Raw genomic sequence first — 24,972 nt, forward strand, 5'->3', positions numbered from 1 at the left:
GATCAGTGCGGGCCTCAAGGCGGCGCGATAACGCGCCAGAAACTACTTCTTGGCGCTGAGCTGGTCGATGATGGCCTGCGACACATCGTGCATCGTCAAGCGACGATCCATAGATGCCTTCTGAATCCAACGGAATGCATCAGGTTCGCTCAGCCCCATTTTTTCATTCAGTAGGCCCTTGGCGCGATCAACGAGTTTGCGAGTTTCGAAACGCTCGACGAGGTCACTGACTTCAGCTTCGAGAGTAATGATCTGCGCATAGCGACTAAGCGCAATCTCAATCGCTGGCAGCAGATCGCTCGGAGTGAACGGCTTGACGACATAGGCAAGCGCACCAGCCTCTGAAGCACGCTCTACGAGCTCCTTCTGGCTGAAGGCGGTAAGCAGCACGACCGGGGCGATGTGGTTGGCGCTCAGGCGTTCAGCGGCTGAGATGCCGTCGAGCTGAGGCATCTTGACATCCATGATGACCAGATCGGGGCGCAACTCTGTGGCCAAGGCCACGGCGGTCTCGCCGTCACCGGCTTCACCGACAACCTCATAGCCGGCGTCACGGAGAATTTCTACGATGTCCATGCGGATGAGAGACTCATCTTCGGCAACGACGACGCGGCGAGGAGCAGTGGGATTGGTGTTTTGGTCAGTCACAAGTGCAAGCCTACGGTATTCTATTCAGCGTTGTAGTCAGCCGAATTGGCGGAATGGTAGACGCGGAGCACTCAAAATGCTTTGTTCGAAAGGACGTGTGGGTTCGAGTCCCACATTCGGCACAATATTTACAGAATGAGACCGAGATCAGAACCCCTGATCTCGGTCTTATTCGTTAACGCGCCATCCGCTATCGCATTGTTCGTTAACGGCGCGTGCCGGCGAGAACCGTTGGGTCCTCGCCGGCACGCTGGCGACAATTATCTGAGTGAACTAGTTGTTCGCCCAGACTGGCGCCTTGGCGTTAATCGCGTCACCGATGATGTGCACGCGAAGGTCATTTGTCGATCCCGCGATTCCGGGAGGGGAACCGGAAATAACGACTACCTTGTCCCCAATCTCAGCGAGCTTCTGATCAAGCAGAACTTGATCAACTTGGCGGTACATTTCATCCGTGTGGGTAACACGGTCGACAATGAATGATTCGATTCCCCAGATCAGCGACATGCGGCGTTGAATCTCAGGGTTCGGCGTGAAGGCCTTCATGGGAATGCGGAACCTCAGTCGTGACATCCGACGTGCAGAGTCACCAGATTCGGTGAAGACACAGACATATTTTGCTTCAACGAACGCGGCAACATCGGCTGCTGCAAGTGTGATTGCACCGCCCTGTGTCTTCGGCTTCGTGCCCAGCTCAGCAATACGGTCGAGACCGTGTTCTTCTGTTGAAGCAACAATCTTTGCCATGGTCTGAACCGTGATCACGGGGTACTCCCCCACGCTGGTTTCGCCGCTGAGCATGACGGCGTCAGCACCGTCCAAAATCGCATTGGCGACGTCGGACGTTTCCGCGCGCGTCGGTACGGGGCTAGAAATCATGGACTCAAGCATTTGGGTCGCAACAATGACCGGCTTAGCCATCCGGCGAGCCAACTCGACAGTACGCTTCTGAACAATCGGAACCGCCTCGAGAGGAAGTTCAACGCCAAGGTCGCCACGCGCAACCATGATGGCGTCAAAGGCGTCAATGATTGCCTCAAGGTGATCGACAGCCTGTGGCTTCTCGATCTTCGCGATGACAGGAACCCGACGGCCCTCTTCGTCCATAATCTCGTGAACCCGAACGATGTCTTCAGCATTGCGAACGAACGACAACGCGATCAGGTCAGCGCCAAGCTTGAGACCCCAGCGAAGGTCGTCTTCGTCCTTTTCCGACAGAGCAGGAACGTTGACTGCAACACCAGGCAAGTTGATGCCCTTGTTGTTCGATACGGCGCCAGCAACGATGACTTCGGTGGTCACGACAGTATCCGTCGCGCTCACAACCTTGACCTTGACCTTGCCATCATCAATGAGCAGGAAGTCGCCAGGGGCCACATCCTGAGGCAATCCCTTGAAAGTAGTCCCGCAAATCTCGCGGTTACCGACGATATCGTCGATCGTGATCTTGAAAATGTCACCGACTGCGAGGTCGTAGGGTCCATCTTCGAACTTGCCAAGACGAATCTTAGGGCCCTGAAGGTCAACCATCACTGCAACCGGCTTGCCAGCGTCCTCGGCGGCACGACGCACATTCGCGTACACCTCTTCGTGGACGGCGTAGTTTCCATGGCTGAGGTTCATGCGAGCAACATCGACACCTGCATCGATGATTGCCCTGATGTTCTCGTAGCTCGACGTAGCCGGGCCGAGCGTCGCGACGATTTTTGCGCGTCTCATAACTTCCTTTGACAATTCAGTGGTGGTGAATGGGTGGTGGTACTAGTGGTGGTGATACAGCTACACGGTCATCCCGCGATCGCTGGGCAAAACAGGGAACGGCAATTGCGTGTCCCCTTCAAGGTACCGATCTACAGCGGATGCCGCAGCCCGCCCCTCGGCAATAGCCCACACGATCAATGACTGACCACGGCCAGCATCCCCAACGACGTAAACGCCGGGAGTGTCGCTCTGGTAGTCAGCGTCGCGCGTCAGGTTGCCACGATCATCTGATCCGAGTGGCAGCTGCTTGTTGAGCAAGTCTGTCTCGGGACCAGTAAATCCGAGCGCGAGCAGCACGAGATCGGCCGGAATTTCGCGTTCGGTCCCCGCCTTCGGCACTCTGCGGCCATCGACGAATTCGGTCTCGGCGACCTTGATCGCACGCACTTCGCCGACAGAGTTAGTCACGAACTCAACGGTCGATGCCAAGTAGAGTCGCTCGCCGCCCTCCTCATGGGCACTGGACACCTCGAAGAGTGTGGGGGTCAGGGGCCACGGCTGGTGTTCTGGGCGCTCCGCCGGAGGCTGGACTCCAATGGCAAGGTTCGTAACGGAGAGCGCTCCTTGGCGATGTGCCGTGCCGATGCAGTCCGCTCCGGTGTCTCCACCGCCCAAAACCACGACGTGCTTGCCTTCAGCAGTGATTTGTTCGCTCACAGAGTCGCCGGCAACAACCTTGTTCGATTGAACGAGGTATTCCATGGCGTAGTGCACACCGAGAGAGTCGCGGCCGGGCACCGGCAAGTTGCGCGGCACCGTAGCGCCGGTAGCAACAACGACGGCATCGTAACGCGACCGCAGATCGTTCCACGAGATGTCGACACCAATGTTTACTCCAGCGCGAAAACGAGTTCCCTCAGCCTGCATCTGGGCAAGACGCAACTCAATGTGGCGCTTTTCCATCTTGAAGTCGGGGATGCCGTAGCGAAGCAATCCACCGATGCGGTCCTCACGCTCGAACACCGCAACCGTATGACCAGCGCGCGTTAGTTGCTGAGCGGCAGCCAAACCAGCGGGACCTGATCCAACAACGGCAACCGTCTTGCCCGTCAGCCGACCAGGAGGGTGTGGGGTGACATTGCCATCGGCAAATGCCTGATCAATGATCGAAACTTCAATCTGTTTGATCGTTACTGCTGGTTGGTTGATACCCAAAACACACGAACTCTCGCACGGTGCAGGACACAGCCGCCCGGTGAACTCGGGGAAGTTGTTCGTCGCGTGCAGCCGCTCAATTGCTTCGGCGCTCTCTCCCCGACGCATCAGGTCGTTCCACTCAGGAATTAAATTGCCAAGCGGGCATCCCTGATGACAGAACGGAATACCGCAGTCCATACAACGGCCAGCTTGACGAGCCAATTGACCCGACTCTTGCTGTTCGTACACTTCTTTGAAATCCATCAGTCGAAGACTGACGGGGCGTCGCTTGGGAAGCTCACGCTCTTGTACCTTGAGGAATCCCTTGGGATCAGCCACCGGTAACCTCCTTGATTCGCGCCCAAGTAACGTCCCCATCGGGGTCGAGTCCTTCGGCCAGTGCGGTTGCTCGAGTTTCGATTACTGCCGCATAATCGCGCGGAGTCACCTTCGTAAACTGGGCAGCCGTAGCATCCATATCGGCGAGCATTTTTTCGGCAACAACCGACCCTGTTTCGGCACGATGAAGCTCGAGCAGATCTTTCAGAATTTCTACATCAGCGCTGCCGAGTTCGCTCAAGCCCAGTTCGCCGGAGCTCAAAGACTCGGCGTTAACGCGTTCTTCACGCAATTGGTGAATGTACGCGGTGCCACCAGACATCCCCGCACCGAGGTTTCTCCCCGTCGTGCCAAGGATGAGTACGAGACCGCCGGTCATGTACTCAAGAGCGTGGTCACCAACGCCTTCCGCTACCGCAGTCGCTCCGGAATTGCGAACCATAAAGCGCTCGCCCACTTTTCCACGAATGAAGATGCTGCCGCTCGTGGCGCCATAACCAATAACGTTTCCCGCGATCACATTTGTCTCGGCGGGGAAAACACTCGCCAGATCAGGCCGGACAACGACCGAACCTCCGGACAGTCCCTTGCCGACATAGTCGTTGCTGTCACCGTACAGCTTCAACGAAATACCTGCCGGAACGAAGGCACCAAGTGATTGGCCCGCTGAACCATGCAGCGTGATGGTGATCGTGTCAATCGGCAGACCGTGCTCGCCGTGACGACGCGTAACCTCATGACCGAGCATCGTGCCCACTGCGCGATCAGTATTGCGCACAGGCAGATCGATCGAAACAGAGCTCTTGTTCTCCAATGCCGCGCGGCTGAGTTCAATAAGCTGCTGGTCGAAGTGCTCATCGAGTTCGTGATCTTGAGCCACCGACTGAGTGCGAGGCTCATCGTCAGCGAATACCGGTCCCTCAAATACTGGAGTCAGATCTAGGCCGTCAGTCTTCCAGTGTGAGATTGCCCGGTTCATGTCAAGCAGTTCGCTGTGGCCGATCGCTTCTTCCAGCGTGCGGAATCCTAGCTGCGCCAAGTATTCACGGACCTCTTGAGCCAAGAACTCAAAGAAGTTGACGATGAACTCCGGCTTGCCCGTAAAGCGTTCACGCAACTCGGGATTCTGAGTCGCGACACCGACAGGACACGTATCGAGGTGACAAACCCGCATCAGGATGCACCCAGACACCACAAGGGGCGCCGTCGCGAACCCGTACTCTTCTGCACCGAGAAGCGCACCGATGATCACGTCACGGCCCGTCTTCATCTGACCATCAACCTGAACCGTAACGCGGTCACGCATTCCGTTGAGCATGAGCGTCTGCTGGGTTTCGGCCAAACCGATTTCCCACGGCGTGCCAGCATGCTTGAGCGAATTCAGGGGGCTAGCGCCCGTTCCGCCATCATGGCCAGATACCAACACAACATCCGCTTTTGCCTTCGTGACGCCGGCCGCAACTGCTCCGATGCCTTTCTGGCTCACCAGTTTGACGTGGACTCGAGCCGACGGGTTCGACCGCTTGAGGTCGAAGATCAATTGCTTGAGGTCTTCGATCGAGTAGATGTCGTGGTGCGGCGGCGGCGAAATCAATCCGACTCCGGGTGTGCCGTGGCGCGTCCGTGCGATCCACGGATACACCTTGCTCGCCGGCAGCTGACCGCCCTCACCAGGCTTTGCTCCCTGAGCCATCTTGATTTGGATGTCGTCTGCATGGGTCAAGTACATGCTCGTCACGCCAAAACGGCCAGAAGCAACCTGCTTGATTGCGCTCCGACGAGAGGGGTCGAGAAGTCGTTCGACGTCCTCGCCACCTTCGCCAGTGTTCGAACGCGCTCCGAGTTGATTCATGGCGATAGCCAGTGTTTCGTGAGCTTCTTTGCTAATCGAGCCGTAGCTCATTGCACCGGTACTGAACCGCTTGACAATGCTCGCTACCGACTCGACCTCGTCGATCGGTACAGCCTCGCGACCCTCAGTCTTGAAGGCGAAGAGTCCACGCAAGGTCATCAAGTTTTCCGCTTGCTCATCTACTTGCGAGGTGTACTCACGGAAGATGTCGTAGCGACGCGTGCGAGTCGAGTGCTGAAGCTTGAAAACAGTCTCCGGGTTGAACAGATGCGGTGGGCCCTCACGGCGCCACTGATATTCTCCACCGGTGTTGAGACGTTCGTGAACCGTTGGCGCACGGTCCTCGGGATAAGCGGCAGTGTGACGTGCAGCATTTTCCCGAGCGATGGCATCGAGGCCCACGCCACCCAAGATGCTCTTGGTGCCAGTGAAATACTGATCGACGAACGCCTGAGAAAGACCGACAGCTTCGAAGGCCTGAGCTCCCGCATAGGAGCTCACTACCGAGATGCCCATCTTGGACATGATCTTCAACACGCCTTTGCCAAGCGCGGTGATCAGATTACGAACTGCCTTCTCGGCGCTCACATCAGTGATCGTGCCATTACGAACGAGCTCTTCAGCGGTTTCCATCGCCAGATACGGGTTAATTGCTGACGCGCCGTAGCCCACAAGAAGAGCCACATGATGAACCTCGCGCACATCGCCAGCTTCCACCATCAGCCCAACCTTCATGCGGTCATGCTGGCGAATCAAGTGATGGTGCACCGTAGCGACCATGAGCAGCGATGGAATCGGTGCGAGGTCCTTATTCGAGTCTCGGTCGGAGAGCACGATGAACTCTGCGCCATCGGCAATAGCCGCATCGGCCTCGGCGCACATCGCCGCCAACCGCGCTTCCATCGCTGATGGTCCAGCATCAACTCGATAGAGACCCTTAATGGTCGTCGCGAGGCGGGAGCCGGGATGCGGTTCGATGTGCTGAATCTTGGCCAACTCATCATTGTCGATTACCGGGAACGGCAGAGCGACCTGTTTGGCATGCTCAGGGGTCGCCGCTAGCAAGTTACGTTGCGGGCCAACTCCGAGACGCATCGACGTAACAACCGACTCACGAATCGAGTCGAGTGGTGGGTTCGTCACCTGCGCAAACTGCTGAGTGAAGTAGTCGAAAAGTAGTCGTGGGCGCTCCGAAAGTACCGCAATGGGCGTATCGGATCCCATAGCACCGAGCGGCTCTGCGCCCAACCGTGACATCGGTTCGATAAGAATGCGTACTTCTTCTTCGGTGTACCCGAAGGTGCGTTGACGACGAGTAACTGACGCCGGGGTATGCACGATGTGCTCGCGCTCCGGCAGCTCTTCGAGGGCAATTCGACCGCTCTCAAGCCACTCAGCCCACGGTTGCGATGCCGCAAGCTCTGCCTTGATCTCGTCATCCTCGATCAAGCGACCGGCCTGAGTGTCGACCAAGAACATCTTGCCGGGACGCAAGCGTCCCTTGCGAACAACCTTGATGGGATCGACGTCGAATACGCCGATCTCACTGGCGAGTACGACGAGTCCATCGTCGGTCACAAGGTAGCGTCCGGGACGAAGTCCGTTGCGGTCGAGCGTTGCGCCTACCAGCGAACCGTCAGTGAAGACGAGTGCTGCTGGGCCGTCCCAGGGCTCCATCAACATCGAGTGATATTCGTAGAACGCCCGACGGCGAGGATCTGCATCAACCTGGTTCTCGTACGCCTCGGGAACCATCATCATCATTGCGTGTGGGAGTGGGCGACCCGCAAGGTTCAACAACTCGACGACCTCATCGAAGGACGCTGAGTCGCTTGCACCTGGAGTATTGACCGGCAGGATGTCGTTAATATCTCCGAAAACCGCAGATTCGAGCTGCGATTGCCGTGCACGCATCCAGTTACGGTTGCCCTGCACAGTGTTGATCTCGCCATTGTGAGCGACCATGCGGAATGGCTGCGCCAAAGGCCACGAAGGGAAAGTATTCGTTGAATAGCGCGAGTGCACGAGCGCGAGCTTTGACGCGAAACGCACATCGGAAAGGTCAGGATAGAAAGGCTCGAGCTGGAGCGTCGTCACCATGCCCTTGTAGGTGATCGTCCGACAGGAAAGCGAGGGGAAGTAAGCGTGCAGATCACGTTCTGCACGCTTACGGAGACGATACGTCTGGCGGTCGAGATGAATGCCGCGCAGCGTTCCTTTCAAGTCGACACGTTTGGACTGCAAAAAGAGCTGCTCAATAGCCGGCATTGCTCCGCGGGCGAGACTTCCGAGCTCATCGGGCTGAATCGGCACATCGCGCCACCCCAATACCGTGAGATCTTCCTCGGCAGCAAGCTTCTCGATGCCAGCTTTAACATCGTGACGGGCGGCGCTATCGAGCGGAAGGAAAACATTGCCGACGGCGTAACGGCCGTTGCTCGGCAGCTCAAAATCGACGACCTCTCGAAAGAAATCATCGGGAATCTGAGTCATGATGCCCGCGCCGTCGCCGGTTCCGGCATCGGAACCGACCGCGCCGCGATGTTCTAGGTTACGAAGCGCCTCAAGCGCCGTCGTAATAATATCGTGCCCAGGGGTGCCGCGAAGCGTCGCCACCATGGCGAGACCACAAGCATCTTTCTCATTGGATGGGTCGTACATCCCTGCTGCTGCTGGGATCGAACCAAAGCGTTCAAAGGGTGGGGTAACAGCCATGCCGTACCGTCCTCACGTTATTACTGGTGCGGAGAGGGACTTCAGTGGCCCAGAGAAAATTCAGCGCCCGATAGGGGCCTGAGGGGTATCGCCGCTTGTGGCGGACTATTTCGAAGCAGTGACAGGAGCGGACTCCTCGGCAGCGTTGACGACTATGTCATGCTCAGAATACGTTTCATCGGAGTTTACAACACCATCGGCGGTCCACACGTGACCATCGACGTAGGCGCTCTTTTCGACACCAACGTGACGACGTGACTGCACAACGAAGAGAATAATGCCGAAGGCCACGGTGAAGATTGCGCCCCACACGTTAACTCTGAGTCCGAGATAAACCTCGCTGGGATCAATGCGAATCGACTCGAACCAGACACGGCCGACGCCATACCAAATCATGTACAGCGCCCACACCTTGCCCCACTGGAGGCGAATTGGGCCTGTAGCCGTGAAGACGGGAAGGGTGAGTCCAAGAACATGCTTCTTTACGAAACCGTATTGACGCTCCATTGTGAGCAAGAAGACGATGCCGACAACATTCCAGATCATTTCGTACAAAAAAGTCGGGTGGAACAGGGTATCAACGGGCAACCCTGCAGGGATTGCTGAATTACCCGCCTCGATCTCGAGACCCCACGGCAAATCAGTAGGCTGGCCGAAGAGCTCATGGTTGAAATAGTTGCCGAGACGACCAATAGCCTGAGCCAAGAGAATCGCAGGAGCGAGAGCATCCGCAAAGCTCCAGAACCGTATTCCGGTCGTACGCGCGCCAATATAGGCACCGACGGCTCCACCGATAAGCGACCCGAAAATCGCATTTCCACCATTCCAGATACGGATGACTTCCCAGGGATCCGCGCCGTCATAGAAGTAATCGCCAGGGTGAGTCAACACGTGATAGGCGCGCGCACCAACCAAACCAAGAGGCACAGCCCAAATGATGATGTCGAGAACAATCCCGGGTTCAGCACCACGATTAGTGAGCCGACGTGAAGTCAACCAGGTAGCCGCAATGATTCCCAGCAGAATGCAGATCGCGTACGTGTGGATCACGATCGCCTGGTTGGGATTGACGCCCAGACCGCTCAACCATTGGCCGAACGGAATTGTCGCGAGCGTCGACCATGAATCGGGCGGGCTCGGAATACTGAGGGGCACTAATGACAAGAGGGTCACCTTTCTGGACTGCGACTAAGCAAGCGTACCGGTCGAAAGCGACGCTGCCGTCTGTGCTACGGCGCTCACCCCGCCATTGGCCAAAGCGCTGACGAATACTGAGCCGACAATTGCACCATCCGCGTAGCTGAGCACCTCACGCACTTGATCAGCGGTCGAAATCCCCAGTCCAACGCACGCGCTCGTGGAACCCGCGTTTCGCAAGCGCGCAACCAAAGTTTTCGCTGCGGTATCGACATCAGAACGGGCGCCCGTAATTCCCATCGTGGAGACCGCATAGACGAATCCAGTGCTTGCCTCAACAGCGCGAACTAACCGGGCATCGCTGGACGACGGGGCTGCGAGGAAGACTCGGTCAAGACCTGTGCGGTCTGATGCCGCAATCCATTCTGCGGCCTCATCGCTAACAAGGTCAGGCGTAATGATGCCCGCTCCCCCAGCAGCCTTGAGTTCGTCTGCGAACCGATCGACCCCAAATTGCATGATCGGGTTCCAGTAGCTCATCAAGAGCACCGGTGCCGACACTCGCGACGTGATCTCCGCCACGGCATCAAACCCGTCTTGAAGCCGGAAACCATTAGCGAGAGCCTGCTGGGTCGCTTTCTGAATTGCGGGGCCGTCCATCACCGGGTCGGAGTATGGCAAGCCAAGTTCAATGACGTCGACACCATTCTCGGCGAGAGCAACGGCAGCCTCAATACTGTCGGCGATGGTCGGGAAACCGACAGGAAGGTATCCGATTAACGCACCTGAGCGATCACGATTTGCCTGGGCGATGGTGTCTTCTACGGTGCTCATTACTTTTCCTCCGCGCGGGAAGTAGCAGCCGAAGCCGCTTCCGCATCGATGAGGTCGAAGTATTCTGCAGCAGTTTCCATATCTTTGTCACCGCGGCCGCTGAGGTTTACCAAGATCACGGAGTCTGGCCCGAGTTCCTTGCCCAAGTTGATGGCCCCAGCCAACGCATGTGCAGACTCAATGGCGGGGATGATGCCTTCGGTTCTGCTCAACAAGCGCAGAGCATCCATCGCCTCAGCATCGGTGATGGGCAAGTAGTCTGCCCGCCCGATATCTTTCAGCCACGAGTGTTCAGGGCCAACACCCGGATAGTCGAGGCCGGCAGAAATCGAGTGTGATTCAACGGTCTGGCCATCAGCGTCCTGGAGCATGTAGCTACGTGCACCGTGGAGGACCCCAGGGCGGCCTCGTGTGAGGGTCGCCGCATGACGTTCGGTGAGGTGCCCTTCTCCTGCCGCCTCGTAGCCATAAAGCGCTACGTCGGCATCATCGAGAAAGGCGTGGAAAATCCCCATAGCGTTGCTGCCACCGCCGACACACGCTACAACCGCGGTAGGAAGGGCGCCGGTGAGTTTCACAACTTGCTCGCGAGCTTCGTCGCCGATCACCTTGTGGAAATCCCGCACCATGACAGGGAATGGATGCGGACCAGCAACAGTCCCCAAGAGGTAGTGGGTGTCTTCGACGTTGGCAACCCAGTCGCGAAGTGCCTCGTTGATCGCATCTTTGAGGGTGCGCGAGCCCGCTGTCACGGGAATGACTTCTGCACCAAGCAAACGCATGCGCGCAACGTTCAGTGCTTGGCGTTCTGTATCCACTTCGCCCATGTAGACAACGCACGACATGCCAAACAGCGCTGCCGCTGTTGCGGTCGCTACGCCATGTTGCCCCGCCCCGGTCTCTGCGATGAGGCGAGTTTTACCTAGTCGACGAGCGAGCAGTGCTTGCCCGAGCACGTTGTTGATTTTGTGAGAACCGGTGTGATTCAGGTCCTCACGCTTGAGGATGATTCGAGCACCACCCGCGTGCTCCGCGAATCGCGGAACCTCGGTAATAATGGATGGCCGCCCGGTGTAACTAGCGTGCAACTCCGCAAGCTCCGCTTGAAACGAGGAATCGTTCTTCGCCTCGTTATAGGCAGCGTCGAGCTCATCAAGAGCGGCGATCAAGGATTCGGGGACAAAGCGCCCGCCGAACTCTCCGAAATACGGTCCTAGTTCATCTCTCAGCATTAGCAGTCCAAAAATTCTTGCAGGGTGGCAATGGGATCACCGGTAACGAGGGCTTCGCCCACGAGAACGACGTCAGCGCCTGCCTTGCGGTAGTGGGCGACATCAGCCGCAGACTTCACGGCAGATTCGGCAATGCGGATAACTCCGCTAGGAATCTGATCGGCAAGCTCGCCGAACAGGTTCTGATCGAGTTCGAAAGTGCTCAGGTTTCGTGCGTTGACGCCGACCAAGCTGGCCCCAACATCCAAGGCCCGCGAAACCTCGTCAGCAGAATGCGTTTCGACCAACGGCGTCATGCCCAATGAGACGATCAAGTTGTAAAGGTGCTCGAGAATCTTCTGGTCTAGAGCAGCAACAATGAGGAGCACGAGGTCAGCACCAGCAGCGCGAGCCTCAAACACTTGGTAAGGCTCGGCGATAAAGTCCTTACGCAAGACCGGAAGTCGCACAACAGCTTTAACCGTCGTGAGGTCCTCAAGGGAACCTCCGAATCGACGCTGCTCGGTGAGCACACTAATCGCACTGGCGCCGCCGGTTTGATAGGACAACGCTAGCGATGCCGGATCGCTGATTTCCGCTAACGCACCGCGAGATGGACTAGACCGTTTGATCTCAGCGATGATGTGCACACGTTCGCGCGGCGACAGAGCCTCAAGGGCATCCAGAGCCGGAAAAGCATCTGCAGCAGCACGCTCTACCTGAGCGAGACTGACAGCCTCACGACGAACGGCGGCATCTTCGAGCGCGCCGTCGACTAAATCGGAGAGCACTCTAGTTGTGGGGCTCGACGGTGAGCTTGTCGCCACCGACGCCGTAACCGAGTTTGCGCAGAATCTGGCCAACGATCAGGCCGACAACGACGAGCCCTGCCGAGGCAAACACGAGCCACGGCACATTGAACCAGAATGCGAGCGTTCCGATTGTGAACGCGACCAACATGATGACGACGGCAGTCCATGCCGCAGGAGAGTTTCCGTGGCCGGGGTCAGTATCAGTACTCATCAGGCTCCATTCTTTGCTGATCCTAAATTCTAGCGGGAGTAAAGCTCGTGGTTGTGCCACTCAGCTCGCAGTTGGGTCGATTCCCCGACTCTGAGCGTCCCATTGAGATGCTGGATCGTCGGCAACGACTGCTGTCGCACGATCGTATTTCTTAGTGGGTGCAGGCCAACGGTGGGCCGAAATCGTCGCGAACAAACCCACAACGACAATGAGCCCGCCTGCCACTATCGCCGGTATCGGCCAGCCGCTGACACTGACAGTGTCGACTAAAGACCGAAGCGACTCATCGCCACTGATTCCGGTGGCATCCGTGATGAGTGCACCAGAGGAATGAAGCGGATCGGCGATTGCTGACTGGCTCACGGCCACAATGATCGCACCAACACCGGCGGCAAGAACTCCCAGCACGCGCCGCACGATCACGGAAGAAAGACTGAGTGCCGCAACCAGCGCGAAGATCGATAGCGCCAGAGCTGCCAGCGAGCCGGCAGCATCACTTCCGAGCACGTCAACTCTTGAGCCTTCATACAGCGCGATCGTAAACCACTGTTGAGTCCAGGAGAGCATCACGGTCGCGCCCAAAATTACGAGAGCAGCGAGCACGATCGCTCTGGAGCGTCTCACGATCACGAATTCAGCCGCCGCATCGCATTGGCCACCGCGACGGCGCGCAGTGGAGCCGCCGCCTTGTTCTTAGCTTCCTGATGTTCAGCAGCAGGGTCCGAGTCGGCCACCAGACCAGCGCCAGCTTGCACCCGCGCCATACCATCGACGATCGTGACCGTGCGAATGGCGATCGCGAGATCAGCATCTCCAGCGAAGTCGAAATAGCCAACCACTCCCCCATACACGCCGCGCTGAGCAGGCTCGAGCTCGTCGATAATCTCCAGCGCGCGGGGCTTGGGCGCACCAGAAAGCGTTCCTGCCGGGAACGTGGCACGGAATACGTCGACGGCTGAAGCATTCGGCGAAAGGTCGCCCTCAACTGACGAGACCAAGTGCATGATGTGGCTGAAGCGTTCCACCTGCATAAATTCGGTGACGGCCACAGTGCCGGGGATACAGACCTTCAAAAGGTCGTTGCGAGCCAAATCGACAAGCATGAGGTGTTCTGCGCGCTCTTTCGTATCGGCGAGCAACTCTTCAGCAAGTTCGAGGTCGTGTTCAGTGTCCACTCCGCGCGGGCGCGAGCCAGCGATCGGATGCATGTGCACCCGTTTTTGCGACACCTTGACGAGCGCTTCGGGGCTGGCCCCGACAATCGAGTATGGGCGACCAGAAACATCGACCAAGGAAAGCAGGTACATGTATGGCGATGGATTGAGCGTACGGAGCACTCGATAGACGTCGAGAGGACTCGCACTAAGTTCGTGATCGAAACGCTGCGAGATGACGACTTGAAATACGTCACCTTCACGAATGAACTCTTTAGATTTGGCGATGGCCTGCGCATACTCATCAGGAGTGGTTCGAGGAATTGGGATCGGCTCAATCTCGATGTCGACCTCTGCGAGATACGCTTCGGTCGGTCGAGCAAGCCCAGTCTGCAAAACGTCGAGTCGAGTTTGCGCTTCCGTCCACATCGTCGCGGAATCAAGATTTCCATCGTTGAGCGCCGTGGATATGAGCAACACTGTGCCATTGCGGTGGTCGAGCACAACGAGATCGGAAACGAAGCTCAGTGCTTGGCTCGGAACATCGAAATCGGCGGGCGGAGCATCCGGAAGGTTCTCTAGCTGTCGGATCGCTTCCCACCCGATAAAGCCAACGAGGCCGCCGGTGAGAGGCGGGTGGCCGGAAACTCTTGGTGTCTTCCATCGTTCGTTGAGGTGCGCTAGAGCCTCTAGCGGGGCTGTGGGGCAATCGTTGCCGAGAACTCTCTCCCTCGACAAGCCGTAGTCGATCCACTCAACGGACTCTTCGTTGTGCGTAAGCACACCAAAGCTCGCTACGCCGACGAACGAGAATCGAGACCAAATGCCACCCTGGCCCGCCGATTCAAGAAGAAAAGTACCTGGCTTGGCCTGCGCAAGTTTGCGGTACACGCCCACTGGCGTCTCACCGTCAGCAAAGACTTGACGGATGACCGGAACGACCCGGTTTCCTACCGCTACGAGGCGCTCAAATTCCGCGTGGTCTGTCGTGCTATTCATTAGAGAATCCCTGAACGGGAACGAGCGGGTCGACCTCGAAGCAGGAGTGAGTTCCGGTGTGGCACGCCGGTCCGACCTGCTCGACACCTACGAGAAGTGCATCTCGGTCACAATCGAGGGCTGCCGTCCGAACGAACTGAAAGTGGCCGCTGGTATCACCCTTGCGCCAAAGTTCTTGCCTGCTTCGGCTATAGAAAGTCACTCGACCCTCAGTCAATGTGCGGGTCAGTGCTTCCGCATTCATATAGCCAAGCATGAGTACCTCTTTGGTATCCCACTGCTGAATAATTGCCGGCAGCAGGCCGTCAGGCGCGAACTGTGCCCGCTCAAGAACATCGCTAATCGTCGCCAGGGTGAGTTCGTCGCTCATCGCGTAACCAATCCATGATTTCGAAGTGACTCTTTAACATCGCCGACAGTCAGTTGGCGATTGTGGAACACGGATGCCGCAAGCACGGCATCGGCACCGGCGGCAATTGCCGGGGCGAAGTGCTCCACAGCACCGGCACCACCACTGGCGATGACGGGCACTGTCGCAAATTCGCTAATCGCCGAGACCAACTCAAGGTCGAAACCCTGTTTGGTGCCATCTGCATCGATGGAGTTGACGAGCAATTCGCCTGCACCACGGTCCATTGCCTCGCGGGCCCAGTCGATCGCATCTCGATCGGTCTCAGTCCGACCACCGTGCGTGGTCACGATCCAGCCATCGCCGCGGCGTTTAATATCGAGACTCAATACGAGTACTTGAGCACCAAAACGTCGCGCAATGTCATCAATGAGCTGCGGTCGAGCGAGCGCTGCACTATTGACGCCAACTTTGTCTGCGCCATGGGCAAGAAGCTTGGAGACGTCGTCGGGTTCCCTGACTCCCCCACCAACAGTCAGTGGGATGAAGATCTGTTCCGCTGCTGAACGGACAACGTCGTACATCGTCGCGCGACCTTCTACCGTCGCCGTGACATCCAAGAAGGTCACTTCGTCAGCGCCCTGGTCGTAATAGCGGCGGGCGAGCGAAACGGGATCTCCTGCGTCTCGAAGATCCTTAAAGTTGACGCCTTTGACGACCCGGCCGTCGGCGACGTCGAGACACGGAATGACTCGGACTGCGACAGCCACGACTAAATCCTCGCAGCGTGGATGGTGCTGACGAGAATCGCGCGTGCGCCAACGGCGTAGAGCTCGTCCATGACGTGGTTAGTGTCGGTGCGTCGAACCATCGAGCGCACTGCAACCCATTCGGGATCCTGCAACGGAGAGACTGTAGGGCTCTCGATACCGGGAGTCACTTGCGTAGCGGCGTCAAGAAGTCGAACAGGAACGTCGTAGTCGATCAGCACATACTGTCGAGCCACAAGAACTCCCTGAAGGCGGCGCTGAAGGGTGGCGACACCATCTCCGGATGCCGTGCCGGAGCTAATGAGAACGGCGGTGGAATCGAGGATGACCGGTCCGAAGATTTCGAGGCCCTGAGCGCGCAGCGTTGAGCCAGTGGACACGACGTCGGCAACGGCATCCGCTACTCCAAGGCGGATCGCGGACTCGACGGCACCATCGAGGCCTACGAGCTCTGCCTTTACTCCGTGACGCTCAAGAAACGCACCAACGAGTCCTGCGTAGCTGGTGGCTACCCTCACTCCATTGAGATCGGAGAGTTCAGAAAAGCGGCCGGGCGTTCCGGCGAAACGGAAGGTGGATCCCCCAAAATCAAGGCTCGCAATTTCAACAGCAGGCGACTGCGAATCCAAAAGCAAGTCTCGGCCAGTGATCCCAACGTCGAGAGCGCCGGATCCAACATAGGTAGCGATGTCGCGGGGGCGGAGGTAAAAGAACTCAACGCCATTGCGTTCGTCACGTACGTTCAGCGCGCGGGGGTCCCGGCGACCAACATAACCAGCTTCCGACAGCATTTCGGAAGCGGTATCACTCAGTGAACCCTTATTGGGCACTGCAACTCTTAACATGTCAACTCTCAGTCAGTTCGCGCGAAAAGGGGTGTGTTGGCGTCAGAGATGTCGCCACACGTCGTCGGGCGTTAGCCCCTTGGCGACCATGAGAACCTGGAGGTGATAGATCAACTGAGAAATTTCTTCAGCAGTCTCTTCGTCAGACTGGAATTCGGCGGCCATCCATACTTCAGCGGCCTCCTCAACGATCTTCTTGCCGATCGAGTGCACTCCAGCATCGAGCAAGGCTACCGACCCTGACCCTGCTGGGCGTTCGACCGCTTTGCGGCTTAGTTCTGCAAAAAGTTCGTCAAAGTCTTTCACAGGTCAAGGGTACCGCCCCGAAGGACGGTCCCCTGCCGTTTTGCGAGATGCAGCTCTGGAGCTAGTTCGTGCCGAGAAGGTCGATCACGAAGGTCAACGTGCGACCAGACAACTGGTGTCCTCCACCAGCGGGGCCGTATGCCAAGTGAGGAGGGCAAATGAGCTGACGACGTCCGCCAACTTTCATCCCGGGGATACCTTCTTGCCATCCGCTAATGAGAGACGTGAGAGGGAAGTTGATGGACTGTCCGCGGCTCCATGAAGAATCGAACTCCTCGCCGGATTCGAAATCTACGCCCAAGTAGTGAACGTCAACGGTGGCACCCGCAGTTGCTTCGGCTCCGGTTCCTTCTTCAATATCAATAATGACAAGCTCAGTGGGCGCTTGGCCCTCATAGAACTCGACCTCTGGCTTAGTTTTTCCTGAATCGCTCATAGGACTAGTCAACCAGACCCGATCGCTTGCCGGCGACTAATGACGGTGTGCGGCTGCCCGTTCGCGCAGTTCTGACACTCGAAGTGATGGATCGGATCCACGATAAACGGATGACCCCGCAACAAAAGTGTCCGCACCAGCCGCAGCGGCAATTTCGATGGTTTGTTCATCGACCCCTCCGTCGACTTCCAACCACACATCGAGGCCACGCTTATCGACGAGTTCACGCAACTGGCGCAATTTGGGCATCGTCTCTTCCATGAAACTTTGCCCACCAAAGCCAGGTTCAACGGTCATCACTAGTACCTGATCGAATTCCTCAAGAAGTTCGAGATACGGCTCGATCGCCGTCCCCGGTTTAACCGCGACACCAGCACGCGTGCCCTGAGATCGGAGCGTGCGCGCGAGCGCAACAGCATCCCTAGCGGCTTCGGCATGGAAGGTGACCGCAAAAGCACCCAAGTCTGCATAGTCGGGAGCCCACCGTTCTGGGTTCTCAATCATGAGGTGAATGTCGAGCGGGATCGGCGACACCTGCTGGATTCGTTCAGTCATCTGTAGCCCAAACGTGAGATTAGGCACGAAATGGTTGTCCATGATGTCAACGTGAACCAGATCGGCGTTCGAGATGCGAGAAATGTCACGCTCGAGATTGACAAAATCGGCGGCGAGGATGCTGGGACTAATGCGTACTGACATAGCGAGAGCCTATCTAGGAGTCAGCCTTCACGAGCAGCTGAATGAACATGGCGTCGGTACCGTGACGGTGCGGCCACAACTGGACATGGGTGGCATCCGGGAGATCGAGCTCATGTACCGTGACTGTGCGAATTACCGCAGGAGTGTCCATTTTGGTCACATTCGGAACTTTGCGAAGCACAGACCCGACAATCGCTTTCGTCTCAGCAGCGTGAGGCGAACACGTCACATAAGCAAGCACGCCGCCTGGCTTGAGAGCATCGAGTGCCGAATGAAGCAGCGCCGTCTGCAGCGCGCCAAGTTGGGCAACATCACCCGGCTGCTTTCGCCACCGAGCCTCCGGGCGGCGACGTAGTGCCCCAAGACCAGTACATGGTGCGTCGAGCAAGATGCGGTCAAATTGGCCAGGATGTTCGCGGCCAATCTCGACACCATCCTTCTCCCAGACCTCAGGAGGTGAATCGAAAACCGCAAGGGCATTTCGCACGAGCTTTGCGCGGGCAGGAACGAGCTCGTTAGCGGTCAGCTTCGCGCCACCGATGAGCGCCTCTGCGGCAAGCAACGCTGCTTTGCCGCCCGGACCAGCACACATATCGAGCCACGACTCGCCAGCAACGATCGGACGCGCCCGACTCAAAGCCAGTGCAGCCAATTGCGAACCCTCGTCTTGCACACGTGCTCGCCCCGAAGCCACTGCAGTATTCTTGCCAGGGTCACCCTCGCGAAGGGTGCCACCGACCGGCGAATACTCAGCGACCGTCACACCAATCTGAGTGGCATCCGCGAAGCCTGGTAGCGCGACAACGGAAACTCGTGCAGGAACGTTATCGGCAGCCAATAGTCCCTCAAGCTCAGCCTCACGACCCTCGGCAACCAATACCTGACGGAAGGCACGGGTCACCCACAACGGATGCGAATACGCCAGCGCCAGAGCCTCTTCCCCTGACGCAGCCGAACCGATCACTCGCTCACGCCAGACGTCTGGTTCGTGCTTCGTAATGGCACGCAAGACCGCGTTCACAAAACCTACCGCCGAGCGGGAACCGATCGTCTTAGCCAAACGGACCGACTCGTCGACAGCAGCATGCGACGGGATACGCATCGACAACAACTGATGAGTTGCGAGCCTCAGAACATCAAGAACCGGCGGATCAATCTTTGCGACAGCACGACCGGCAGCCTGCTCAATTACCGCATCGTAGTAGCCCTGCATGCGGAGAGTCCCATAGGTCAGCTCAGTGGCAAGTCCCGCATCCGCTGTCGACAGCTTCGCGCGCTCGAGATGAACCGGCAACAACAAGTTGGCGTACGCATCGGACTCGCGCACCGCCATAATGACATCGAGCGCGACTCGACGGGCTGACTGTGCGTAGCTCACGAAGCCACCACCTCTGATTCTGAATTCAGGCCGCGCCACCAGGCTGCGGCATCCATTGCGTTGCGCCCCTCCGGATGAACCCGGAGAAGCTCGATTGGTTCTGAGGCTGTGCCGACAAAAACTTTTTTGCCGACGAAATTGATGTGGCCGATCGGGAGAGCGGGGGTTTCGCGGGCGATCGCCGCGTCAAGTACTTTCAGTCGCTTGCCGTCTACCTGAGTAGATGCGCCGGGCTCAGGGGTGACGCCTCGGATTTGGTTGTGCACGTCTTGAGCACCCTGCGACCAGTCGATACGACCGTCTTCTAAAGTCAATTTGGGGGCAAGTGTGATGTTGCCGGACTGTGGTTCGGCGTGAGCTGTTCCCGCTGCCAAAGAATCGACCACAGTCGAGAGAAGAGTTGCACCGGAGAAAGACAGTTGTTGCAGAAGGGCACCCGCTGTTTGCTGCGCACCGATGGGCTCGGTCATGGTGGCAAAAATATCCCCAGCATCAAGCTTCTCAACAAGTTGGAATACAGTCGCGCCGGCGACCGTATCGCCGCCCATAATGGCTCGTTGAACTGGCGCGGCCCCTCTCCACTGAGGAAGCAGCGAAAAGTGCAGGTTGATCCAGCCAAGGCGGGGAATGGTCAACACGTGCTTGGGGACTAGTCCTCCATAAGCAACGATCACACCGAGGTCCACATTGAGCGCCTCAATTGACTCACTCGCCGTGTCGTCAAGGCGGTTTGCCCGGATAACCTCGACTCCGGCCTGTTCCGCTCGAGCGGCAACAGGCGTCGGGGTCATCACACGACGGCGCCCCTGAGCAGAGTCAGTCCGCGTGAGCACTGCAGCAACCTCGTGCTTGCTCTCTAGCAGCGCGTCAAGACTGGGTACAGCAACGTCGGGGCTACCGGCAAAGAGGAGTCGCAACGAAGTCATCCACCAATTCTCTCGTGAAAATACGGAAGCTTTCGCACTCTTGCTTTATAGATCCACAAATGGTTCGAGATCGTCAAGGTGAACACGCAGTCCGGGTGGTGGCTGGCTCGCTCGTGGCACACCCGGTTTGCGGTTGCTGCGCGACACTGTTGTGGCCGCGATAACGAGGGCCTTGAGTTGTTCGGCAATCGCCGAACCGGCCTTGTAATCGAAACGGATGATCGTGCGAACCACCCCGTCTGCAAGATCCACTGGCCCAAGAACATCAAGCGGTTCGACGTGCAGCTTCTCGATTGCGTCAGTGATGAGATCAACCTTGCCGGTGAGGGTGGCGACACGAATCGCCGGCGGAAACCTCAACTCTCGGCGGTCGGCAAGCTCAGAACTGGCAAAATCCTCTTGACGCCACGTCACCAACGCGGTGGCCAGCGAACCACCAACCCCAACGATCACAGCTGGAGCACCGTCGGCGGCCAGCGAGATGGCGTTCGACCACCAGCGGAGACAATCCTCCGATACCCTCAAGCTTTCGCGGGCGAGCATCCCGGCACCGTCAAGGAGAAGCACCGCACGGTAGCCGCCCGCGGCGACAGGCTCAGCACCCCGAGTGGCAATGACCAATGATGGTTCAGACGAGACCGTGAGCACTTGGTGATCGCCGTCTGCCACGATCACGCGATAGCCCGGAAACGCTCGGCCCAGTTCATCAGCCGTGCGGGCGCTGCCCGAGCCGACCATGCGCAATCGCGTCCCGTCACATTCACGACAGCGCCACTTCACGGCTAGCGCTCCACACCAGACGCAGCTTGGGGTCGCTGAAGCCGAACGCTGCGCAAGCGGGCCGGCGCAAGTTGTGCACCGCGCTGACTGTGCACAATCAGTACAGGCAAGCCGTGGCGCATAGCCAGGGCGCGCGACCTGCACAAGAACTGGGCCCTCATCGAGACCGGCACGCGCCGCCTTCCACGCCGACGACGGGATGCGGGCTATCGCCGCCAGTCGATCCTGACTTTCCTGATTCGCCGAAGGGATTACCTTCGGTGGACGGATTCCCCCGGGATTCAGTGAGACAAGCCAGCCGACTTCGACGAGTCGCTGAACTTCTGTGCTGCGGGAGTGGCTCAGAAACACCAAGGCGCACTGTTGCTGCTCCTGACGAAGCAGCGCGGCATCCCGCGTATGGATGTATGGCGAAAGATTTTCGCTGTAGAGCGAATCGCCGTCATCCCAGATCACGATCAATCCCAGGTTTTTCGCCGGGGCGTACACCGCAGATCGGTTGCCGACGATGACATACGGAGAGTCGTCGTGGGTTCTCAAGAAGTTTCCGTAGCGACGCTGCACGCTCTGGCGCGCATCCAGCCTCAGAATTCGGTCGTCCGGGATAAGCGCAGCAACGGCAGCCTCAAGCTGCTCCTGATCACGAAAATCTGGCGTCGCCAGAATCGTTGTCGAGCCACGAGCGAGCGTCTGAGCGGCCAACTCAGCCATCGTTACAGCCCACCGACCAACCCACGTGCCTGGAGAAACTTCAACGACCCCGGTGGGAGCCGACAGCGCCGCCCTCTTGTTCGTTGTCAGAAGCGTCGTGACAGATTCTGCGTGGAAATAGGTGACCGGCAGCGGCTGCCCTGAGGGCTCAAACGTCACGGTCGCAGGATCAGGAAGCAATTTTTCGGCGCGAGCGTGGCGCTTCGGAATTCCTAGACGCAACACATCAGCTGCGTTTCCTGCGGCGCGATCTGCTGCAGCGCGAGCGAGCGTCCACACTTCTGGAGATAAGACAGGAAACGGCGAAACAATCGAATCGAGTTCGCTCAACTTGCCGGCGTAGTCGACAGTGTCTGTTAGTTCGACAATCCAACCCTCGACCAAGCGGCCGAGGGTCTTGAGCGGAGCCTTGACCCGAACACCAGCGCGCGCTTCGTGACGAAGATTCTCGGGAATCGTGTAATCGAAAAGCCTGTCAAGTTGCGGCAGCGGAGAGTCAATGAGCACCCGTGCGATGGATGCTTCAGTCATCTCTAGAGCCCGGCGGCCCTGCGAAGAGCCTCAACGCGGTCGAGTCGTTCCCACGTGAACTCGGGAAGCTCACGACCAAAGTGGCCATAGGTAGCCGTCTTGGCGTAGATCGGGCGAAGAAGATCCAGATCTCGGATGATGGCGCCAGGTCGTAAATCAAATACCTCGTGAATCGCACCAAGAATTGCCTCGTCTGAAACGTGGCCAGTGCCGAACGTTTCGACATAGAGGCTCACCGGAGCCGCGCGGCCAATCGCGTAAGCAATCTGGATCTCGAGGCGATCGGCGAGGCCAGCAGCAACAGCATTCTTTGCTACCCAGCGCATGGCATACGTCGCCGAGCGGTCAACCTTCGACGGATCTTTACCGCTGAAAGCTCCCCCACCGTGACGCGATGCCCCACCGTAAGTATCGACAATCACCTTGCGACCAGTGACGCCAGCGTCGCCCTGCGGGCCACCGATCTCAAATCGGCCACTCGGATTAACGATCGACTGCAGGTTCGAAAGATCAAGACCCGAGCTTTCAGCAATCGGGCGAACCACAAGCTCTTCGATCTCCGACCGCAACTGAGCGGTCGAAATGTGAGGCGAGTGCTGCGTCGAGAGAACAACAGTCTCAATGCTGCGCGGGATGTCGCCCTCGTAACCGACGGTGACCTGTGTCTTGCCGTCCGGCCGCAGATAATCCACGAGACCGAGCTTGCGAACTTCCGCAAGCCGCTCAGCCATCCGGTGGGCAAACCACACCGGTGCTGGCATCAACTGAGGAGTTTCGATCGTGGCGTAGCCAAACATCACGCCTTGATCGCCGGCGCCGAGAACATCAAGTTTGTCGCTCGAGTGTCCCTCGCGAGTCTCCAATGCGACATCTACGCCCTGAGCAATATCGGGCGACTGAGCGCCAATCGAAATTGACACGCCGCACGATCGGCCGTCAAACCCTACTGCTGAAGAGTTGTAGCCGATCGCTGAGATGCGATCTCGAACGATTGCCGGAATGTCCGCATAGCCGGATGTCGTAACCTCACCGGCAACATGAACAAGACCAGTCGTGACGAGTGTCTCAACCGCAACACGAGCGTTGGGGTCTTCCTCAAGCAGCGCATCAAGAATGCTGTCGCTGATCTGGTCACAGATCTTGTCGGGGTGTCCCTCGGTAACGGACTCCGAGGTGAAGGTGCGCAGGGGCGAAGTCATAAGCCGTCTCCGGTAGTGATGAATGGATGTCAGCGGGCTGCGAACACAAGATCCAGAATGCGGTGGGCCACCGACAACTTGCTTCCGCTTGCCTCGCCCACTCTATCTCCGGCCGTGTTGATCACGACGACAGTGTTACTGTCTGTGGCGAATCCTTCGGTCCAACCCACACGGTTGAGAACAAGAAAATCGCAGCCCTTTCGGGAAATTTTTGCTCGCCCCAGTTCGACGAGAGCGTCATCGTCAGGTTCAGTCTCAGCGGCAAAGCCAACGATCACCTGATCGCGAGTTCGGTTGCTCGCCAGTCCACGCAAAATGTCAGGATTCTCTTCCAATCGGAGTTCAAGAGTGCTCGAATCGCTGCGCTTCTTAATCTTGGACTGAGCGGTCTCCGCTGGCCGATAGTCGGCAACAGCGGCTGCCATCACCACAAGATCGGCGTGTACAGCCTCGGCAACAACCGCCGCCTGCAGCTCTAGCGTCGAACCGACTTCAATAAAGTGAACACCGGGAGGGGCAGAAACCTCAAGATTGGCTCCGATAAGCGTGACGGATGCACCGCGCGCCGCCGCCGCGGACGCCAACGCAACCCCCTGCTTTCCACTCGAACGATTACCAATGAATCGCACCGGATCGAGAGGTTCACGGGTGCCACCAGCAGTAACGAGCACCGTGCGACCGGCGAGATCGTGAGAGGAAACCGCCAACTCCAAAGCAGCAGAAACTATGTCGCTTGGCTCCGACATCCGACCGGGTCCGCTATCGGTGCCAGTCAATTGACCTGATTCCGGGCCAATGATGTGGATGCCGCGCGACCGCAGCGTCTCAATATTGGCAACGGTGGCCGGATTGAGCCACATTTCAGTGTGCATGGCCGGAGCGATGACGAGTGGTGCGGTGCTCGCCAAAATAGTGTTGCCGAGAAAGTCGTTGGCCTGACCGGTGGCGATTTTTGCGATCGTGTTCGCTGTCGCTGGCGCAACGATGATCAGATCGGCTGCTTTCCCGACGGCAACATGGCGAACTTCGTCAACGCTCTCGTACAGGTCGGTGTTGACCGGGTTGCGACTTATCGCCTCGAGCGTGGGGATTCCCACAAAGCGCAGAGCATTGCTCGTCGCAACAACATGGACATCGTGGCCAGCGAGCACAAGCTCGCGCACAACGGAGACAGCCTTGTAGGCAGCGATTCCGCCAGAAATTCCGACGACTACGTTGAGCGCGGTCACCGA

General features: G+C 58.0%; 22 protein-coding genes and 1 tRNA gene. 1 reads left to right on the plus strand and 22 read right to left on the minus strand.

Going from position 1 to position 24,972, the window contains the following annotated elements:
- Positions 1-42: 42 nt before the first annotated feature.
- Positions 43-648, minus strand: a complete 606-nt coding sequence (locus ACOH1Z_RS01325) for an ANTAR domain-containing response regulator (protein ID WP_009772227.1) — start codon at positions 646-648, stop codon at positions 43-45.
- Between the two features lie 39 nt (positions 649-687).
- Here ACOH1Z_RS01325 and ACOH1Z_RS01330 point away from each other — a divergent pair.
- A tRNA-Leu gene (locus ACOH1Z_RS01330) sits at positions 688-770 on the plus strand.
- A gap of 151 nt (positions 771-921) precedes the next feature.
- On the opposite strand, the gene pyk is transcribed toward ACOH1Z_RS01330, so the two are convergent.
- The 21 genes from pyk to coaBC form a co-directional block, all read right to left on the minus strand.
- The gene (pyk, locus tag ACOH1Z_RS01335) at positions 922-2,367 is read right to left on the minus strand and encodes a pyruvate kinase (RefSeq protein WP_449646702.1); all 1,446 of its coding nucleotides are present in this window, start codon (positions 2,365-2,367) and stop codon (positions 922-924) included.
- Positions 2,368-2,427: 60 nt separating this feature from the next.
- Positions 2,428-3,885: a glutamate synthase subunit beta gene (locus ACOH1Z_RS01340; RefSeq protein ID WP_449646703.1), complete on the minus strand. Its 1,458-nt coding sequence runs from the start codon at positions 3,883-3,885 to the stop codon at positions 2,428-2,430.
- Positions 3,878-8,452, minus strand: a complete 4,575-nt coding sequence (gene gltB, locus ACOH1Z_RS01345) for a glutamate synthase large subunit (RefSeq protein WP_449646704.1) — start codon at positions 8,450-8,452, stop codon at positions 3,878-3,880. Before gltB ends, ACOH1Z_RS01340 begins: the two co-directional genes overlap by 8 nt.
- A 105-nt stretch (positions 8,453-8,557) precedes the next feature.
- Entirely contained in the window at positions 8,558-9,607 is a 1,050-nt protein-coding gene (lgt, locus tag ACOH1Z_RS01350) for a prolipoprotein diacylglyceryl transferase (protein ID WP_449648175.1), read from the minus strand.
- A gap of 33 nt (positions 9,608-9,640) precedes the next feature.
- Entirely contained in the window at positions 9,641-10,423 is a 783-nt protein-coding gene (trpA, locus tag ACOH1Z_RS01355) for a tryptophan synthase subunit alpha (RefSeq protein ID WP_449646705.1), read from the minus strand.
- Positions 10,423-11,655, minus strand: coding sequence for a tryptophan synthase subunit beta (gene trpB, locus ACOH1Z_RS01360; protein WP_449646706.1), 1,233 nt, complete (start codon positions 11,653-11,655; stop codon positions 10,423-10,425). The genes trpA and trpB overlap by 1 nt, the downstream gene beginning before the upstream one ends.
- Positions 11,655-12,425, minus strand: a complete 771-nt coding sequence (gene trpC, locus ACOH1Z_RS01365; RefSeq protein WP_449646707.1) for an indole-3-glycerol phosphate synthase TrpC — start codon at positions 12,423-12,425, stop codon at positions 11,655-11,657. Before trpC ends, trpB begins: the two co-directional genes overlap by 1 nt.
- Position 12,426: 1 nt before the next feature.
- Positions 12,427-12,657, minus strand: coding sequence for a DUF6704 family protein (locus ACOH1Z_RS01370; RefSeq protein ID WP_449646708.1), 231 nt, complete (start codon positions 12,655-12,657; stop codon positions 12,427-12,429).
- 60 nt (positions 12,658-12,717) lie between these two features.
- Positions 12,718-13,281, minus strand: coding sequence for a Trp biosynthesis-associated membrane protein (locus tag ACOH1Z_RS01375; protein WP_449646709.1), 564 nt, complete (start codon positions 13,279-13,281; stop codon positions 12,718-12,720).
- 2 nt (positions 13,282-13,283) lie between these two features.
- Positions 13,284-14,810, minus strand: a complete 1,527-nt coding sequence (locus ACOH1Z_RS01380; RefSeq protein WP_449646710.1) for an anthranilate synthase component I — start codon at positions 14,808-14,810, stop codon at positions 13,284-13,286.
- On the minus strand, positions 14,803-15,180 hold the full coding sequence (gene hisI / locus ACOH1Z_RS01385; protein WP_449646711.1) for a phosphoribosyl-AMP cyclohydrolase: 378 nt from the start codon (positions 15,178-15,180) through the stop codon (positions 14,803-14,805). Before hisI ends, ACOH1Z_RS01380 begins: the two co-directional genes overlap by 8 nt.
- Positions 15,177-15,929 (minus strand): imidazole glycerol phosphate synthase subunit HisF, encoded by a 753-nt coding sequence (gene hisF, locus ACOH1Z_RS01390; RefSeq protein WP_449646712.1) that lies wholly within the window; start codon positions 15,927-15,929, stop codon positions 15,177-15,179. The genes hisI and hisF overlap by 4 nt, the downstream gene beginning before the upstream one ends.
- A gap of 2 nt (positions 15,930-15,931) precedes the next feature.
- Positions 15,932-16,774, minus strand: a complete 843-nt coding sequence (gene hisG, locus ACOH1Z_RS01395) for an ATP phosphoribosyltransferase (protein WP_449646713.1) — start codon at positions 16,772-16,774, stop codon at positions 15,932-15,934.
- A gap of 42 nt (positions 16,775-16,816) precedes the next feature.
- Positions 16,817-17,080 (minus strand): phosphoribosyl-ATP diphosphatase, encoded by a 264-nt coding sequence (locus ACOH1Z_RS01400; protein ID WP_449646714.1) that lies wholly within the window; start codon positions 17,078-17,080, stop codon positions 16,817-16,819.
- 61 nt (positions 17,081-17,141) lie between these two features.
- Entirely contained in the window at positions 17,142-17,516 is a 375-nt protein-coding gene (locus tag ACOH1Z_RS01405; RefSeq protein WP_449646715.1) for an FKBP-type peptidyl-prolyl cis-trans isomerase, read from the minus strand.
- Positions 17,517-17,552: 36 nt separating this feature from the next.
- The gene (gene rpe / locus ACOH1Z_RS01410) at positions 17,553-18,215 is read right to left on the minus strand and encodes a ribulose-phosphate 3-epimerase (protein ID WP_449646716.1); all 663 of its coding nucleotides are present in this window, start codon (positions 18,213-18,215) and stop codon (positions 17,553-17,555) included.
- 13 nt (positions 18,216-18,228) lie between these two features.
- On the minus strand, positions 18,229-19,593 hold the full coding sequence (locus tag ACOH1Z_RS01415) for an RsmB/NOP family class I SAM-dependent RNA methyltransferase (RefSeq protein ID WP_449646717.1): 1,365 nt from the start codon (positions 19,591-19,593) through the stop codon (positions 18,229-18,231).
- Complete coding sequence (fmt, locus tag ACOH1Z_RS01420) at positions 19,590-20,510, minus strand: methionyl-tRNA formyltransferase (protein ID WP_449648176.1); 921 nt, start codon at positions 20,508-20,510, stop codon at positions 19,590-19,592. The genes ACOH1Z_RS01415 and fmt overlap by 4 nt, the downstream gene beginning before the upstream one ends.
- A 54-nt stretch (positions 20,511-20,564) precedes the next feature.
- On the minus strand, positions 20,565-22,541 hold the full coding sequence (locus tag ACOH1Z_RS01425) for a primosomal protein N' family DNA-binding protein (protein WP_449646718.1): 1,977 nt from the start codon (positions 22,539-22,541) through the stop codon (positions 20,565-20,567).
- Between the two features lie 2 nt (positions 22,542-22,543).
- The gene (gene metK / locus ACOH1Z_RS01430; protein ID WP_449646719.1) at positions 22,544-23,740 is read right to left on the minus strand and encodes a methionine adenosyltransferase; all 1,197 of its coding nucleotides are present in this window, start codon (positions 23,738-23,740) and stop codon (positions 22,544-22,546) included.
- Positions 23,741-23,769: 29 nt separating this feature from the next.
- Positions 23,770-24,969, minus strand: a complete 1,200-nt coding sequence (gene coaBC / locus ACOH1Z_RS01435) for a bifunctional phosphopantothenoylcysteine decarboxylase/phosphopantothenate--cysteine ligase CoaBC (protein WP_449646720.1) — start codon at positions 24,967-24,969, stop codon at positions 23,770-23,772.
- Between the last annotated feature and the right edge of the window lie 3 nt (positions 24,970-24,972).

It is taken from the genome of Rhodoglobus sp. (assembly GCF_053580035.1).